Origin of the sequence: Streptomyces sp. 11x1, assembly GCF_032598905.1 — a bacterium.
Taxonomy (GTDB): Bacteria; Actinomycetota; Actinomycetes; order Streptomycetales; family Streptomycetaceae; genus Streptomyces.
On record NZ_CP122458.1, the window covers coordinates 5,398,234 to 5,414,461 of the forward strand.

The 16,228-nt window shown below is 72.7% G+C and carries 10 protein-coding genes and 2 pseudogenes; 5 read left to right on the forward strand and 7 right to left on the reverse strand.

Going from position 1 to position 16,228, the window contains the following annotated elements; all coding sequences use genetic code 11:
- Nucleotides 1–9 precede the first annotated feature (9 nt).
- Both P8T65_RS47335 and fxsA read right to left on the reverse strand, forming a co-directional pair.
- Nucleotides 10–2,432, reverse strand: a pseudogene (locus P8T65_RS47335) (FxsB family cyclophane-forming radical SAM/SPASM peptide maturase).
- Nucleotides 2,433–2,555: 123 nt separating this feature from the next.
- Nucleotides 2,556–2,753: an FxSxx-COOH cyclophane-containing RiPP peptide gene (gene fxsA / locus P8T65_RS23630; protein ID WP_316727251.1), complete on the reverse strand. Its 198-nt coding sequence runs from the start codon at nt 2,751–2,753 to the stop codon at nt 2,556–2,558.
- 382 nt (nt 2,754–3,135) lie between these two features.
- Here fxsA and P8T65_RS23635 point away from each other — a divergent pair, with 382 nt between their 5' ends.
- Nucleotides 3,136–4,083, forward strand: coding sequence for an intradiol ring-cleavage dioxygenase (locus tag P8T65_RS23635; protein ID WP_316727252.1), 948 nt, complete (start codon nt 3,136–3,138; stop codon nt 4,081–4,083).
- Between the two features lie 9 nt (nt 4,084–4,092).
- Nucleotides 4,093–4,920 (forward strand): annotated as a pseudogene (locus P8T65_RS23640) (triphosphoribosyl-dephospho-CoA synthase); the annotation flags it as partial.
- Between the two features lie 227 nt (nt 4,921–5,147).
- Here P8T65_RS23640 and P8T65_RS23645 read toward each other — a convergent pair.
- Together P8T65_RS23645 and P8T65_RS23650 are read right to left on the reverse strand one after the other, a co-directional pair.
- The gene (locus P8T65_RS23645; protein ID WP_399099878.1) at nt 5,148–6,641 is read right to left on the reverse strand and encodes an aminopeptidase P family protein; all 1,494 of its coding nucleotides are present in this window, start codon (nt 6,639–6,641) and stop codon (nt 5,148–5,150) included.
- A 722-nt stretch (nt 6,642–7,363) separates the two neighbouring features.
- Entirely contained in the window at nt 7,364–8,887 is a 1,524-nt protein-coding gene (locus tag P8T65_RS23650; RefSeq protein ID WP_316727254.1) for a PP2C family protein-serine/threonine phosphatase, read from the reverse strand.
- A 513-nt stretch (nt 8,888–9,400) separates the two neighbouring features.
- Between P8T65_RS23650 and P8T65_RS23655 the strand changes: the two genes are divergently transcribed.
- Together P8T65_RS23655 and P8T65_RS23660 are read left to right on the forward strand one after the other, a co-directional pair.
- Nucleotides 9,401–10,066 (forward strand): bifunctional DNA primase/polymerase, encoded by a 666-nt coding sequence (locus P8T65_RS23655; RefSeq protein ID WP_184892019.1) that lies wholly within the window; start codon nt 9,401–9,403, stop codon nt 10,064–10,066.
- Between the two features lie 54 nt (nt 10,067–10,120).
- Nucleotides 10,121–10,963, forward strand: a complete 843-nt coding sequence (locus tag P8T65_RS23660) for a hypothetical protein (RefSeq protein WP_399099883.1) — start codon at nt 10,121–10,123, stop codon at nt 10,961–10,963.
- Between the two features lie 255 nt (nt 10,964–11,218).
- Here P8T65_RS23660 and P8T65_RS23665 read toward each other — a convergent pair whose 3' ends face one another.
- The 3 genes from P8T65_RS23665 to P8T65_RS23675 form a co-directional block, all read right to left on the reverse strand.
- On the reverse strand, nt 11,219–12,208 hold the full coding sequence (locus P8T65_RS23665; protein WP_184892021.1) for a DUF5926 family protein: 990 nt from the start codon (nt 12,206–12,208) through the stop codon (nt 11,219–11,221).
- A 213-nt stretch (nt 12,209–12,421) separates the two neighbouring features.
- A complete protein-coding gene (locus tag P8T65_RS23670; RefSeq protein ID WP_184892023.1) occupies nt 12,422–13,051 on the reverse strand; it encodes an ATP-binding protein in 630 nt (209 codons plus the stop codon).
- A gap of 267 nt (nt 13,052–13,318) precedes the next feature.
- Nucleotides 13,319–14,128 carry a glycerophosphodiester phosphodiesterase gene (locus tag P8T65_RS23675; protein WP_316727256.1) on the reverse strand — a complete coding sequence of 270 codons (810 nt, stop codon included), beginning with the start codon at nt 14,126–14,128 and terminating at the stop codon, nt 13,319–13,321.
- A gap of 298 nt (nt 14,129–14,426) precedes the next feature.
- Here P8T65_RS23675 and P8T65_RS23680 point away from each other — a divergent pair, with 298 nt between their 5' ends.
- Nucleotides 14,427–16,112 carry a trypsin-like peptidase domain-containing protein gene (locus tag P8T65_RS23680; RefSeq protein WP_316727257.1) on the forward strand — a complete coding sequence of 562 codons (1,686 nt, stop codon included), beginning with the start codon at nt 14,427–14,429 and terminating at the stop codon, nt 16,110–16,112.
- The last annotated feature ends 116 nt before the right edge of the window (nt 16,113–16,228 follow it).

The following is a 16,228-nucleotide window of genomic DNA, read 5'->3' on the forward strand; positions in this document are numbered from 1 at the left end:
CCTCGCCCCCTACGGCCGGACCGTCCGCCGGTGCTCCTCCGCCGCCCGCCGGGCCGCTCCCAGGGCCTCCGCGCCGACCTCGTCCGTGGCCAGCGCCTCCCGGAGGCCGGCCACTAACCGCTGCCCGGTCTCCGTCAGTGCCCCGGAGTCCGCCAGCGTCCCCACCGCCTCCGCCGTCTGGTCCCGCCACCGGGAGAACCGCGTCTCGGCATCCGGCCCGCCCCCGCCGCGCCACCGGGCCCGCCAGAAGTCGACGACCGCCAGATGCGCGTACGTCCCCTGCAACAGCCCCTCCAGCGGACGCGGGTCGGGACGCCAGGGCGCGTAGAACAACGTCGCGCAGGTCGGGTCGTACAGGTCGACCAGATCCAGTACGGACCCCAGCTTCACGTGCTGGAACTCGTGGACGAGGAGCAGCGCCAGGGTCTCCGGCGCGGACGGTCGGGCGACGGCCACCGCGCCGAAGGCGTCGCGGGCCGCGGAACTGATGTCGGCGCCCTCGGGAGAGGGCGTGAGCGGGGTGATCGTCCGGAGCCCGGCGGCGATTCCCGGCGCGTACTCGGGCAGTTCGCGCCGGATCCAGGCCCAGGCCGCGGTCAGGTCGGACCGCCACGCCTCGGCCTCGTCCTCGCCGAGCCGGGGGTGCGCCGGATGGCCGTGGCAGTCCCGCCAGGGGTCGGTGTCCTCCAAGGTCACGGACCAGCCGTCCAGTTCGAACCGCCGGCTGCCCCGCCAGGCGGGGTCCGCGCGGCCGCTCCGGGGGATCGCGTACGTCCGGCCGCCCGCCCGGACCGTGCAGCCGTCGGCGTCCGTGCGCACCAGAACCCGCTCGGTGCCCGCCTCCACCGTGAGGGTCCCGAGCGTGGGCAGTCGCAGCAGCCCGGCGTGCACCGGGACGACCACCGAAGCCCGGCGGCCGGACCGGAACGCGGCGGCGGCCGCGATCTCCGCCGTCCCGCGTACGGCCGTCGCCGCGGCGCCCGTGACGCCCGCGGTCGGTCCCGGCGACGGGCGGGCCCCGAGGGCGCTCAGCGCCCAGGACCGCACATAGGGGTGGGCCAGGACCCGGTCCACCGCTTCGGGGGCCTCGGCGTCGAGGGCGGTCAGCGTGTCCCACGCCTCTTGGCCGTCCTGCCGGCCGCCCTCGGGGGCCGGCGCGAGCGTCGTCTCGTGCCGGACGAGGCCCAGCAGCTCACGGGCCAGGGCGAGTTGGCGGCGGGCCAGCAGGTCGACGGTGGCGCCCGAGCCGCGTCCGGTGGCCAGTTCGGCCAGGTGGTGGTCGGCGAGCGCCGGCCGCGCGGACTGGTCGGTCATATGACGGTCCCGGAGGTCGGTGATGAGGGCCAGCAGATCGGAGCAGTACACGGACGGGTTGCGGAAGCCGCTGCCGTCGGATCGGTACCGGTGGGCGTGGAGACCGCCGCCGCACGAGCGCACCACCGGGCAGGACCGGCACTGCTCGGCCGGCCCGTCGAGGCCCTGCTGCCGGGCCACGGTGCCCGGATGCCCGGCGACCTCGTCCAGGGAGTTGCGGAGCACGCCCTTCCGGTGGCGGGCGCCCCGTCGTGCGCGGTCTTGAGGGAGTCCGCCTGTTCGAAGGTCCCGTCGGTCTCGATCACGGCGAGATCGGCGGGCGCCGGCCCCGGCGACTCGGTCAGGCTGCTCTCGCCGCGCAGGGTCCGCAGCACCGAGTCGAAGATCCGGACGTCCATGGCGCGACCGGCCGCGGTCCACCGGTCGTGGACGGCCGGCAGCCGGCGCGCGTACGCCGTGACGTCGGTGTCCTCGGCCGGACGCGTGGGCGGCTCGTCCCAGGTGGCGTGCGGGAGGAGGAAGTCGACGCGGGGAGGGGCGAGGGCCGCCGGCGCGTCATGGACGGCGACCGAGTCGTTGCGCAGGTCGACGGTGCACAGGAGGCCGGCGAAGAGAGGGCGGTGGCGCGGCCGGCTGAGCAGGGCGATGCCCTTGAGGACGCGGTCGTGGCTGCTGCGCCCGTCCGCGTAGCGGCGGTGCAGGTCGTTGGCTGCCCGGTCGCCGTCCAGCGAGACGCCGACCTTGATGCCGAACTCGTCGAACAGGTCCAGGAACCGTTCGTCCAGCGTGACAGCGTTGGTGTGGATCCGCAGGTCCGGCTCGCGCACACCGCTCAGGGCCGCCGTCAGTTCCGTGGCGGCCCCGCGCAGCCGGGCCCGGCCCGCGAGGAGGGGCTCACCGCCGTGCAGGACCACGTGGACGGCGGGCAGCCCGTGCGCCCCGGCGTGCTCGGCGATCCGCTCCGCCGTGGCGCGCGGGACCTCGTCCGAGACCACCACGGGCCGACGGCTCCAGCTCTGGTCGGCGTGCTCGTACACATAGCAGTGGTCGCACGCGAGATCGCAGCGACTGTGCATCTTCAGCACGTACTGACGCAGCGGCAGGAGCGGTCGGCCCATGACGGTCCCGACGATCCCGACGGTCATGTGGTCTCGACGGTCATGTGATGTCGGTCGTCTCGGTCGTCTCGGTCGTCAGGTGACGTCGGTGGTCTCGGCGGGGTCGGGTGGGTGCGGGCCGTGTCACAGGGAGGACTGGAAGGCCGCCACCGCGACCCTTTCCGGGCCCCGGCGTTCGGCGCCGTTCGCCACGGCACGGGTCAGGGCGGGCGACAGCGCGCCGCCGCTCCGCGCCGCCAACTGCACCAAGGACACCCGCTCCGGAGCGACGGCGGCCGTGGCGTGCGACTCGTCGGCCGTGGGGTCGAGGGATGCGTTCATGGGGACCTCATCAATCTGTGCGTGGAAACTGACGGGGTTGCGGAGTCTTGCGGCTCGATGAAGCAGATGCCGACAGAAATTTCTCACTCAAGCGCCGGCCGCAGAAGAAGTTAGCGGCCAAGCGGGCGAACAGAGCCGAATATCCGGTCGGCTGCCGGTTGCGACCAGAAGATAGCCGACGCCGAGGAGTGGTTCGGACGGCACCACAAGCCTCGTCCGTATTCGGGGCGGCAAACGTGAGAACCGTCTCACGGCCCGGCGCAAGCACGGCAGTTGAGCGGAAGACCGCCCATTCCGGCCGACTCCGGGGCTCCTTCGACTCTCAGCCCCCGCACAGCCACGTCCCAGGCCGCTGACGGACTGCGTCCCTAACTTCACCCGTATGACGGGAAAGCACACAAGCAAAACGATCACGCGGCGTCGCGCCCTCGCGGTGACCGGGGGAACGGTCGCCGCCGGCGGTCTGGCGGTCGCCGGCTATCAGTCGGCGTTCGCGGACGGAACGACGAGCACCGCCGAGGCGACGGCCACCGCCTCCGTGACGAGCACCTCCGACGCGTGCATGACGCTGATGTCGAGCGTCACCGAGGGCCCGTACTACCTGGACGGCGCCCTGGTCCGCAAGGACATCACCGAAGGCAAGAGCGGCGTTCCCCTGACGCTCCGGCTCACGGTCGTGGACGCCACCGACGGCTGCACCCCGGTTCCCGGCGCGGCCGTGGAGATCTGGCACTGCGACGCCTGGGGCTACTACTCCGGCTTCACCACCGCGAATCCCGGCGGCTCGGCGCCCGCCGAGAGCGAGGACGGTTCGACCGCCGACGACGCGACCTACCTCCGCGGTTACCAGATCGCGAACGCGAACGGCGTGGTCAAGTTCGAGACCATCTTCCCCGGTTGGTACACCCCGCGCACCTGCCACATCCACGTGAAGGTCCACACCGGCGGCGAGAAGGAGGACGGTACGTACGAGGGCGGCAAGGTCAACCACACCGGCCAGTTCTTCTTCGACGACGAGATCGCCCAGGAGGTCTTCACGCTGGAGCCCTACTCCCGGCACACCGGCAGCTACACCACCCTCGACGACGACATGGTCTACGACGGCGGCGGCGCCGCGAGCGGCCTGCTCACCCTGGAGGCCGTGAAGAAGGCGAACCCGGCCCGCGGCTACAAGGGCTTCCTCACCCTCGGCATCGACCCCGACGCCGAGAACACCGGTGCCGGTGGTGGCGTGGGCGGCGGCGGTGGCGTGGGCGGTACGCCGCCGTCCGGCGAGCCCCCGGCGGACGCCCCGACCGCCGGCGCCACGGCCACCGAGTCGGCCTCGTAGGGCACGGCCATGAGCAGCCGCGAGGACGAGACACTCGCGCGGGCCGCGGTGGCCGCGCTGACCCGGCAGTTGGAACTCATGCCCAAGCCCGGCCTGCCCGACCCGCGCGATCTCGGCGCCCGGATCACCCGGCAGGACCATCGTGCCCTGCGCTGGTCGGCGAAGGCGCTGATGCCCGGCCTCGCGGCGATGGCGGCCTGCGCCCGTCGCAACGGTGCGGCGACGCCCGAACTCCGGGCCGAACTCGGGGCGATCGGGCGCTGCACCGAGCACTCGATGCGGCTCGCCGGGGGCGGCCACCGGGGCGCCACCTGGGTGCTCGGGCTGCTGGTCGCCGCGGCGGCCATGGATCCCGGGGCGCGGGGGCGTGAACTGGCCGCCACCGCGAAGAAGATCGCCGCGCATCCCGACCGGCGGGCGCCGCGGCGGCCGTCCCGGGGGTCGTCGGTGTCCGCCAAGTACGGGGCGGCCGGGGCGCGGGGGGAGGCGCGCGCCGGATTCCCGCATGTGCGGCGGGCGTTGGACGTGCTGGCGAAGGCGCGTGCGGCGGGGACACCGGAGGCGGACGCCCGGCTCGACGCGTTGCTCACGGTCATGTCGACGTTGCAGGACACCGAGTTGCTTCACACCGCCGGGCCGCATGGGTTGCGGCATGTGCAGGGGGCGGCGCGGGGGGTGATCGACGTGGGGGGTACGGGGACGTCTGAGGGGAGGGCGGCGCTGGCCGCGTTCGACGTGGATCTTCAGAAGCGGGGGTGGAGTCCTCGAGGGAGCGGGGCGTTGCTGGCGGGGGCGTTGTTCGTGGACGCGTTGCCGGTGGCTGCCGCCGCGAAGGCCCCCGTCCAGGGTTTCGCCCCCGCCGCCCTTACCCGTCCCATCCCAGGGGCTGCGCCCCTTCGACCCCCCTCCGCCGGTCCGGTGGGGGTTGCTCGCGCAGTTCCCCGCGCCCCTCAAAGAGCAGGGGCTGCGCCCCGTGCTCTTTGACGAAGGGCCGAAGGCACCTTCGGGGGCGCGGGGAACTGCGCGACCAGCCCCCACTCACCCGCAGACGACGAACCGGCCCCTCAGCCCCGCGCATCACCCTTCAGCGAGGCCATCCACAGCTCGACCTCGTCCGAACGGCGAGGCAGCGCGGCGCTCAGGTTGCGGTTGCCGTCGGCCGTCACCAGGATGTCGTCCTCGATGCGGACACCGATGCCCCGGTACTCCTCGGGGACGGTGAGGTCGTCGGCCTGGAAGTAGAGGCCGGGCTCTACGGTCAGCACCATGCCCGGCTCCAGCGTCCCGTCGACGTACGACTCGACGCGCGCGGCGGCGCAGTCGTGGACGTCCATGCCGAGCATGTGCCCGGTGCCGTGGAGCGTCCAGCGACGCTGGAGCCCCAGCTCCAGGACCCGCTCCACGGGGCCCTCGACGAGCCCCCACGCGACCAGTCGTTCGGCCAGGACGTGCTGCGCGGCGTCGTGGAAGTCGCGGTACTTGCCGCCCGGCCGCACGGCGGCGATACCGGCCTCCTGGGCGTCGTACACGGCGTCGTAGATCTTCTTCTGGAGCTCGCTGAACGTGCCGTTGATCGGCAGTGTCCGGGTGACGTCGGCCGTGTAGTACGTGTGCGTCTCGACGCCCGCGTCCAGCAGGAGCAGGTCGCCGGAGCGGACCGGGCCGTCGTTGCGGACCCAGTGCAGAGTGGTGGCGTGCGGGCCGGCGGCGCAGATGGAGCCGTAGCCGACGTCGTTGCCCTCGACCCGGGCGCGCAGGAAGAACGTTCCCTCGATGTAGCGCTCCGACGTGGCCTCGGCCTTGTCCAGCACGCGTACGACGTCCTCGAAGCCGCGCACGGTCGAGTCGACCGCCTTCTGCAGCTCGCCGATCTCGAACTCGTCCTTGATCAGCCGAGCCTCGGAGAGGAAGACCCGCAGCTCCTCGTCGCGTTCGGCGGTGACCTTGTCGGTGAGGGCCGCCTCGATGCCGGCGTCGTAGCCGCGGACGACGCGGACCGGGCCGGTGGCCTCGCGCAGCTTGTCGGCGAGTTCGCGCACGTCGGCGGCGGGGATGCCGTACAGCTTCGCGGACTCGGTCAGCGAGTGGCGTCGGCCGACCCACAGCTCGCCCTGGCCGGAGAGCCAGAACTCGCCGTTCTCCCGGTCGGAGCGCGGCAGCAGGTAGATCGTCGCGTCGTGGCCCTCGCCCGAGGCGGAGGGCTCCAGGACGAGGACGCCGTCCTCCGTCTGGTTGCCGGTCAGGTACGCGTACTCGACCGACGCGCGGAAGGGGTACTCGGTGTCGTTCGAGCGAGTCTTGAGGTTGCCGGAGGGGATCACCAGGCGGTCGCCCGGGAAGCGCGCGGAGAGCGCGGCGCGGCGGGCGGCGGTCTCGGCGGCCTGGGCGATCGGCTCCAGGCCGTGCAGCTCGGTGTCGGCCCAGCCCGACTTCATGCTCTCGGCCAGCTCGTCGGACACGCCCGGGTACAGGCCGTTCTTGCGCTGCTTGATGGGCTCCTCGGCTTCGGTCGCCTCGGTCTCCGGGATCGCCGGCTCGAGCTCGTCCGCCACGGTCATCCTCCTAGGTACGGCACTGGACCCCGTCCATCGTACGGTCGTACCGAGCAGCCCGAAGGGCGCGTGACCCCCGCTTACGACCGGTCACCACCCCCTCACGACAAGCGGCCACGGGGTCTGTCCGAAACCGGACGCGCACGTCCCGGCCTCGCCCGGCGACCGGTGCCGACGCAGCGTGTCCGGCCGACGGTCGCACCCGGCACTCCTGGCGCCCGACGCCACGGCGTCAGGGCGCGCACCCGCCATCGCCTTCCGCGCCGGTCGGGCGCACGGCTCCGCGCCGGCCGCCGGCCCGCCCGACGCCCCGCGTCCGCCCAGCAGCGGCCGAACCGGCCGCCCCATGCGGCCGGGGTACGGCGGTCGGCGTCGCACGGCGCCCACCCCCTCGCACCTCGTCCCGCGCATGGCCCGGCTCACGGCGCGTGTCCCCCAGTAAGCGGTCATAGCCGGTCGGGCTCGCACGGCCGTCGCGAGGACGCGCGGCACCGAACTCGGCCGCGTGGAACGTCACCCGGCACGGGACCCCTCCCACGGCGGGGGATCCCCAACCGCCCACGCCACGCGGTGTCCGGGCCTCAGCGCGCGAGTCACCAGCCCCGTGCTTCCGCTTCCCCCCGTCACAGCCCCCTGCAGCCTCCACCACGCGGCGACCGGCATCACGCATGCACGTGGCCGAGGTCCGCGACCCGGAGCCGGACAAGCCCCGGTCGGCCAGGTCGGCCCTACTCGAACCGCGCCGCCAAGAGCACCACGTCCTCCGTGTCGTCCGCTTCGTCGAGGCCGTTCGGGAGCATCGTGCGCAGGACGTGGTCGGCCAGGGCGCCGGGGTCGGTGCGCAGGGCCCGGGGGACGCCGGTGGCGGCTGCGTGCAGGCGGGTGAAGGCGCGGTCGACGGACTCGCCCGTGCGCTGGAGGAGGCCGTCGGTGTAGAGCAAAACGGTTTCTCCTGGCTCGGCGGTCAGCTCCACGCTGGGCGCCTCCCAGCAGGCGAGCATGCCGAGCGGCGCCGACAGGGACGTCTCCACGTACTCCGTGCGCCGCTCGCCGATCACCAGCGGCGGGCTGTGTCCGGCCCCGGCCAGGGTGATCTTGCGCAGCGCGGGCTCGACGTAGGCGAAGAGCGCGGTGGCGGAGCGGGCCGGTTCGGTGAGCCGCAGGAGCAGCTCCAGGTCGGAGAGGACGGCGACGGGGTCCTCCCCCTCCATCACGGCGTAGGCGCGCAGCGAGGCCCGCAGCCGTCCCATCGCGGCGACCGCGCTGGGCCCCGCCCCCGTGACCGAGCCGACCGCGAGGCCGAGCGCGGCGTCCGGCAGCGGCAGCGCGTCGTACCAGTCGCCGCCGCCGCGCGGCCCGGTGCGGTGCCGGGCGGCGAGCTGGACGCCGGAGACGCGGGGCAACCGGGAGGGCAGCAGCTCCTCGGCGATGGTCGCCATGGACGCGCGCGTGCACTCGACCTCGACGAGCCGTGCCAGGTGCTCGGCGGCGTACCGCGTGTACAGCCCGGCGAGGTGCCGCTGCCGTTCGACCGGCTCCGCGGGCTCGTCGTACAGCCACACGGCGGCGCCGAGCCGGCCGGCTCTGTCCGTGGACAGGGGGAGCGCGTAGCTCGCCGCGTATCCGAGCCGGGCGGCGACCTCGCGGTGGCGGGGGTCGAGCCCGTCCTCGGCGAACAGGTCGGGCTGGGCGATCTCACCGTCGCCGCCGGGCAGTCCGTCCAGGATGCGGCCGTACGGCAGGGAGCTGCGGGGCACGGTCTCGATGTGCCCGAGGTCGGCGCGGCCTAGGCCGAGACCGATCGTGGTGTCCGGACCCAGCCCGTCGGCCGGTTCCAGGACGACGAGACCCCGACGGGCGCCGACGAGGGCGGCTCCGGCGTGCAGGAGTTCGGTCAGGGCGCTGTCCAGTGAGTCCGTGCGGGTCAGACGTTCGGTGAGTTCGTGCAGCGTCGTGAGGTCCGAGACCCAGCCCGCGAGCCGGTCCTGCAGCACGGCCCCGGGGGCGGTGCCCGGTCCTGTGGCGGGAGGGGCCGCCGGGGTGCTCGGGGTGGCGGGCGCGGGCGCGACAGTGTGTGCGGGGGAGGGAACCGTTGAATCGATTCCAGCCACTTTCGGAGGGTGCGGGGCGTTCATGGTGTCCGGCTTTCCGACCGGTGCGTATTGCTCAAAAGCATCGCAAACCCCCATGTCATTCTGCGCCGCTAGCAGTCTCTCCACATGTACACGCACTCGTGAGGGGATGTCCAGCATTGTCCTGCTGGGATATCTGGTGTCCGTGAGGCGTCGTTGGACTGCCGCCGACTTCTTGTCCAGTCCTTTGGAGAAAGCTAAGTTGGCCTAAAAGTGTTGTGGTGAACGGTGTATTGAGGTCGACTGGCCTTGTTCAACAGAGCGTCACAGCGGTCGTGATGGGTACGTACCCGGTGAAGGCCAGGGGCGGCGGAGGCCACCCGGAACCTGGCGACGGACCCGGGCGTCCTATCCACCGACGACCGAGCCCCATCCTCCCGTGGCGGAGGCGGCGAGCACATGCGGGACAGTAAAACGCCAGGCGCCGCCACCCCTACGCCATGCCCATGCTTTTGACAGACGCAAGTCGACGCAAGCGATGGACGCGGACGTAACCGAGCTCGGCCCGCAGGGGTTCCCCTTGTCCGCGACAAGGGTGTGATGCGCCAGCAGGTACGCACAGTGCAGTGAACGACACATGTTGTGATGTGACCCACGGTGTTGCCATGCGTGCAACGGAAAGGACGAGCGCTCATGCGCGAGATCCCCGGAAAGCGACGCAGGCTCCTGTCCAAGCGCAACGGCGGGAGGCCCGAGCTTCTTGAGCAGGCCCTGACGTTCGCGACGCAATGGCAGTGGCCCGTACTCCCGGGGGTGGCGCCGGACCCGCAGGGGCGTGCCCGCTGCGGCTGCCCGGACCCGGAGTGCGTGGTGCCCGGCGCTCACCCCTTCGACCCCGGCCTGCTGGCCGCCACCACCGACGAGCGCATGGTCCGCTGGTGGTGGACCAACCGGCCCACCGCGCCGATCGTGCTGGCCACCGGAGGCACCGCCCCCTGCGCGGTGAGCCTGCCGGCGCCGGCCGCCTCGCGCGCCCTCGCCGCCCTCGACCGCACCGGCATGCGCCTCGGCCCCGTGGTCGCCGCCCCGCACCGCTGGGCGATCCTCGTCGCGCCCTACTCCATGGAGCAGTTGGGCGAACTGCTCTACGCCAAGGACTTCGTCCCCGGCTCGCTGCGGTTCCACAGCCAGGGCGGCTATCTCGCCCTGCCCCCCTCCGAGACCGGCCACGGCCTGATCCGCTGGGAGCGCGCGCCGCTGCCCGGTTCGGCCGCGCCCTGGGTGCCCGACGTCGAGGCGGTCGTGGACGCGGTCGTCGACGCCCTCACTCGTACGGGTGTGAGCGCGCCCGAGTTCTGAGCCCGCCCGGCGCGCGCGGGCCGGGCGCCCCCGGTCGGTCGTTATCTTCCGGACATGCAGCGTCTTCCCGGGGGCCACGGGGCCCCGTCGCGCGGCCGTCACAGCGCTCCCCCACCTCGGAGCCGTAGAGCACCCGCGTCGGCGCGCGGCGGGCCGGATCCGCGCCGCCTCCGCCTCGCGGGACTGATCGCCGCGGTCGCGGTCGCCCTCGGTCTCCCCCTCGTCGCCTCCGCCGGCCCGCTCGGCGACGTCCCCGCGTCCGACCGTGCCTCCACTCCCGAGCGGGCTTCCACCTCCGAGCGGGCTCTCGCCGCCGAACTCGACCGGGCCGCCGGGCGCGTCGGTGCCGCCGCCGGCCTCGGGGCCGGGGGCGACAGCGGTGATGGGGGTGCCGGTGGCGCCGACGGCGCGGACGAATCCGGCGGTGACGTCGAGAAGTCCGCCGACCGCGCCGATCAGAAGGCGGGCGGCGCCGACGGGCCGGACACGAGGGCCGCGGACGACGCCGACGCGCCGGACCAGGCTGGGGGTTCCTCGCAGCTGCTCGGCCTCGGACTCGCCACCGCCGCCCGCTGCGGCCCCGACCTCACCTCCCCCGACGGTATCGAGGCCCAGACGTGTGTCCTCACCCAGGGCGACCGGACCTGGGCCCGCACGTACTACCGCAACGCCACCGGACGTGAACTCAGCTCGGTCCTCAGCATGATGGCGCCCGGCGGGCACACCGTACGGATCCACTGCGCCGTGGGCGGGCACGACGAGCCGGGGGTGTGCGAGACGCCGAGGGAGCGCACGCGGGGCGGGACGGGCGCGTACACGGCCGTCGCGGAGTTCGCCGCACCGGAGGGCGAGGGGCCGCTGTTGCTGCGCTCAGGGAGCAACTCGGGCCGCTCGTAAGGGCGTTGACGCCCGCGGGGTTTCCGTCCAGTGGAGCCGCCGCGGAACCCGGGCATGAAAAGACCCGGTTGCTGGCGACGGGGGATGCACCAGCAACCGGGCTAATGGAACCGTAACAAGAGATCGGCGCTTCGCAAATTCGATCTCGGCTATTCGGACACGAATTTGCCTGTCACGTAGGGGAGTTGTGACAGGAGTCACCACACTTCGAACGCGCTCGGTCGTCCGACGTCCCCTACGGCGCGGGAGCGAACGTCAGCTCAGCGTGACCTGTCGGTTGGTGAGACCACCGCGTGCCCGGCGCTCCTCCGGCGTGAGCGGGGACTCGTCGGCCAGGGCGCCGGCGAGCCGCTCGGCGAACTCGGCCGCCGGCTTCTCGATGTCGTCCGCGCCGACCCCGCTGGGGAGGTCCCAGACCGGCACGGTGAGGCCGTGAGCACGGAAGGAGCCCACCAGACGGGTGCCCTCGCCGAGACTCGAACGCCCGGCCGCGTGCAGCCGGGCCAGCGCGTCCAGAAGCCGCTCCTCGGCGTGCGGCATGACCCAGCGCAGGTGGTTCTTCTCCGGGGTCTCGCACCAGTAGGCCGCGTCGACGCCCGCGAGCTTCACCGTGGGGATCGCCGCGGAGTTGGCGCGCTCCAGGGAGGCGGTCACCTCCGGCGTGGAGTTCTCCGTGTCCGGGACCCAGAACTCGAAGCCCGTGTGCACAACTGGCTCGAACTCACCTTCGGGGTCGATCAGGTCCTGCAACCGCGGACCGTCGGCCGGGGCGCGCCGCCCCTGAACCGGAGTGCCCGGCTCGGCGACCAGTGCGCGCTGCAGGGTGTCGGCGAGGTCGCGGCTGATGTCACCGGAGGCCGTGTCGTTCTGCAGGCCGAGCAGGACCGAGCCGTCGTCGCGGCGCAGCGCGGGCCACGCCATGGGCAGAACGGTGGCGAGCGTCACCGACGGGACCCCTTCGGGGAGCGCGTCCTTCAGCTTCAGCTCGACGGTGGCGGCGGGCACCAGCTCGCGCAGCGCGATCCAGTCGGCCTCGCCGGGCAGGCCCTCGAAGGGGCGCTGCACCAGCTCGGTCACGGCCTGGGCGGCGGCCCGGCCGTGGCAGGCCTTGTAGCGGCGGCCGCTGCCGCAGGGGCATTGCTCGCGCGCGCCGACAACCGGAACCTGCCCATCGGCGCCTGCGGCGCCGACTCCGCCGGTGCCCTGCGGGCGCTTGGCCTTCGTGTGGGGTCGCTTCTTGGCCATCGTGGGTGTCTCCCGATCACGGCTCGTCTCGTACTCGCGCGAGCCTAGCCGCTCGTACGACGCCCGACGGGACCCTGTGGACAACGCACCGAGTCGTCCCGGAACCGGTGGTTCGGGCCGGGATGTGCACCGGTGCCGTGGCCGGATGTGTCCGGGCCCGCCAGTCCGGTCTGCCAGTCCGGTCTGCCGGTCCGGGCCTGTCAGTCCGGCCCGTCAGTCCAGGTCGTCGAACGCGTCCGCGAAGTCCAGGTCGGGGAGGGCGGAGACCGAGGGGGCGACGACGCGGGAGGCGAAGTCGTCCCGGCGGTGGGCCCGGTAGACGTCGTCCTGGACGACGACCCACACCGTGACCTCGCCGCGGGCGTCGTCCCGCACGCCCCAGTCGTCCGCCAATGCCGTGACGATGTTCAGCCCGCGGCCGCCGTGTGCGGTGACCGAGGGCGTGGACGGAACAGGGCGGGTCGGACCACCGCCGTCCGTCACCTCGACCGTGAGCCGCCCCGTGGGATCCATTCGCCAGGCGCAGCGCACGTCGCCGTCGCCGGCCAGCGCGTCACCGAGCGGTCTGCCGTGTTTGCAGGCATTGCTGAGCAGTTCGGAAAGGATCAGTAGGGCATCGTCGATGACCGATTCCGCCACACCTCCCGTGCGCAACTGATCACGCATCCGGTGCCTTGCTTCCCCCACGCCCGCAGGGCCATGGGGTACGGCCATGCTCGACGACGTGGGCACCTCCTGTGCCACCACCAACGCCACCCCCGAGACCTCCTTCGCCCCACGCCACGGTGTGAATGCCCCATTGGACTGGACTGGAAACCGGCCAAACCACGTGCTCTGACGCACTCCGCACGCTCGAATACGGACCGAACGCGCCGGTGCACACCCCGTAGTCGAATGGCTGAATTTCGTCCCCGATATACCGACTTGTCCCTGCTCACAGGTTGGTCGTCTTGGCGGAATTCTTACCTCCGTCAAGCGCCGCGCGGGGGCGCCGCCGGGGGCGGACGGGGTCGTCGCAGATGTGAACCGAGGCGTGTTCGGAGCTGTCGCCGAGGCGCGTGTGCGGAGTTGTCGAGAACCGTGTGTTCGGAGTTGTGGGAACGCGTGCGCTCAGCGGCCGAGTTGGTGCAGAACCGCGTGCGGGCGGTTGGTGATGATGGCGTCGACACCCAACCCGACACAGAGGTCGACGTCCTGGGATTCGTTCACGGTCCACACGTGCACCTGGTGCCCGGCGCTCTTCAGGCGCTCGATGTAGGTGGGGTGGTTGCGCACGATCCTGATCGAGGGACCCGCGATCCGGACACCGGCGGGCAGTCGGCCGTCGCGCAGCCGGGGCGAGGCGAACTGTGTCAGATAGACCGTGGGCAGAGTCGGGGACGCGGCCCGGACGCGGTGCAGCGAGCGCGCCGAGAAGCTCATGACCCTCACCGGCGAGTCGGCGGCGGACTCGGGGGCGTCCAGGCCGAACCGCTTCAGCAGCACCAGCAGCCGCTCCTCGACCTGTCCGGCCCAGCGCGTGGGGTGCTTGGTCTCGATCGCCAGCTCCACCCGGCGCCCGGTGTCGGCCACGAGTTCGAGCAGCCGTTCGAGGGTGAGGACGGAGGTGTCCGCCCGGTCCTCGGGGGTGACCTCCCAGTCGGGCGCCTCGTCGCCGGTCTTCCAGGAGCCGAAGTCCAGGGCCGCAAGATCGGCGAGTTCCAGGGCGGAGACCGCGCCGCGGCCGTTCGACGTACGGTTGACACGTCGGTCGTGGACACAGACGAGGTGGCCGTCCGCGGTCAGCCGGACATCGCACTCGAGGGCGTCCGCGCCGTCCTCGATCGCCTTCTTGTACGCGGCCAGGGTGTGCTCGGGGGCCGCCTCGGATGCGCCCCGGTGGGCGACGACCTGAATCGGGAGCTGTCGTGCGTGGGTCACCGCGTCATGGTGCCACCGTGACGGGGTACGCGTGGTGGTGGTGACCGTGGACGACCGGGTTCGTACGCACAGTACGCGTCGTTAGTCCGATAGGTCCGATATAAAGGATGGTCCCGGACCCACAGGCACCGCTTATGGTGCCCTGACGGCTCGTGGGAAAAGCTGACCGCAGACAAAACTCTCGCACAGCCCTCTGTGCGAACAAGAACACGCGGCGCGAAAGCACGCGGCGCAAGAGCACGCAAGCAAGAACAGTCGACCGCCTACCAGGTGAAGCCGTGGACCGAGGAGAAAAGCTGTGAGCACCGAGAACGAGGGCACCGCGGTACCCCCGGCCCCGTCCGCACCTCCCGTGCCGGTGGATGCTCCCGCTGCCTCCGCGCCGGCCCCGACGCACGAGCCGAGCGCGGCACCGGCGGAGCCCACCGCCCCCGCCCCGGCCCCCTCGGCCGGAACCGCCGCCGACAACGCGCCGACGACGCAGCTCCCGCCCGTCCCGCCGCCGACGCAGCAGCCGCAGCCCGAGCTGGTGTCCACGGGGGCACCCGGATACGCGGCGAGCCACGGCCAGGTGCCCGGCGGGGGATACGGCCAGGCGCCCGGTGGCGGCGGCTACGCACAGGCACCCGGCGGTCCGGCCGGCCCGGCCGGACCCGGCGGGTCCTCGGCGCCCGACGCCTCCTGGCCTCCCCCGCCGCCGCCCGCCGTCCCGTCGTACGCGGACAACGGCGCCGCCGCCGGCGCGTACGGCAACGCGGGCGCGGCCTCAGGCGCCGGTGGCGCGGGCGGTCACGGCGGTCCGGGCGACGGCGGCTGGGGCTCCTCCTGGCAGCAGACGCAGCAGCCGGCCCCCAAGCCGGCCGGCAACAAACGCGGCGGTCTGATCGCCGCGATCCTCGTGGCCGCGCTGGTCGCGGGCGGTGTGGGCGGTGGCCTCGGTTACACGCTGGCCGAACGCAACGACAACTCCACCGGCTCCACGACCGTCTCGGCCTCCCAGAACGGCGGTGACGTCAAGCGCGCGGCCGGTACGGTCGCCGCCGTGGCCTCCGCCGCGCTGCCGAGCACGGTCACCATCGAGGCGTCCGGCAACGACGGCGAGGGCGGCACGGGCACCGGGTTCGTGTTCGACAAGGAAGGCCACATCGTCACCAACAACCACGTGGTGGCGGAGGCCGTCGACGGCGGCAAGGTGTCGGTCACCTTCCCGAACGGCAAGAAGTACGCCGCCGAGGTCGTCGGGCACGCGCAGGGCTACGACGTGGCGGTCATCAAGCTGAAGAACGCCCCGTCGAACCTGCAGCCGCTGACGCTCGGTGACTCAGACAAGGTCGCGGTGGGCGACTCCACGATCGCGATCGGCGCGCCCTTCGGGCTCTCCAACACGGTCACGACCGGCATCATCAGCGCCAAGAACCGTCCGGTGGCCTCCAGCGACGGCTCCTCCGGCAGCAAGGCCTCCTACATGAGCGCCCTGCAGACCGACGCGTCGATCAACCCGGGCAACTCCGGCGGCCCGCTGCTCGACGCGCGGGGCAACGTCATCGGCATCAACTCGGCGATCCAGTCCGCCAGCAACGGCAGCTTCGGCTCCGGCCAGGCGGGCTCCATCGGCCTCGGCTTCGCCATCCCGATCAACCAGGCCAAGAACGTGGCCCAGCAGCTGATCAGGACGGGCAAGCCGGTGTACCCGGTGATCGGTGCCTCGGTCTCCCTGGAGGAGGGCACGGGCGGAGCGAAGATCACGAACTCGGGCCAGGGCGGGTCGGACTCCATCACCCCGGGCGGCCCCGCCGACAAGGCCGGCCTGGAGCCCGGTGACGTCATCACCAAGCTCGACGACCACGTCATCGACAGCGGCCCCACCCTCATCGGCGAGATCTGGACCCACCTCCCCGGCGACAAGGTCACCCTCACGTACACCCGCGACGGCAAGACCCACACGGCGGACGTCACTCTGGGCGAACGCGAGGGCGACAGCTGACCGACGCCGCCACCGCCCGGCTTCGCCGTCCCCGTCCCTTCAGCTGTCCGCTGTGGGACGGGGCGGGGCGGGGCGTGGGCGTTGGCCGGGCTGTGACGGGGGCGGCTCGGCCTCAG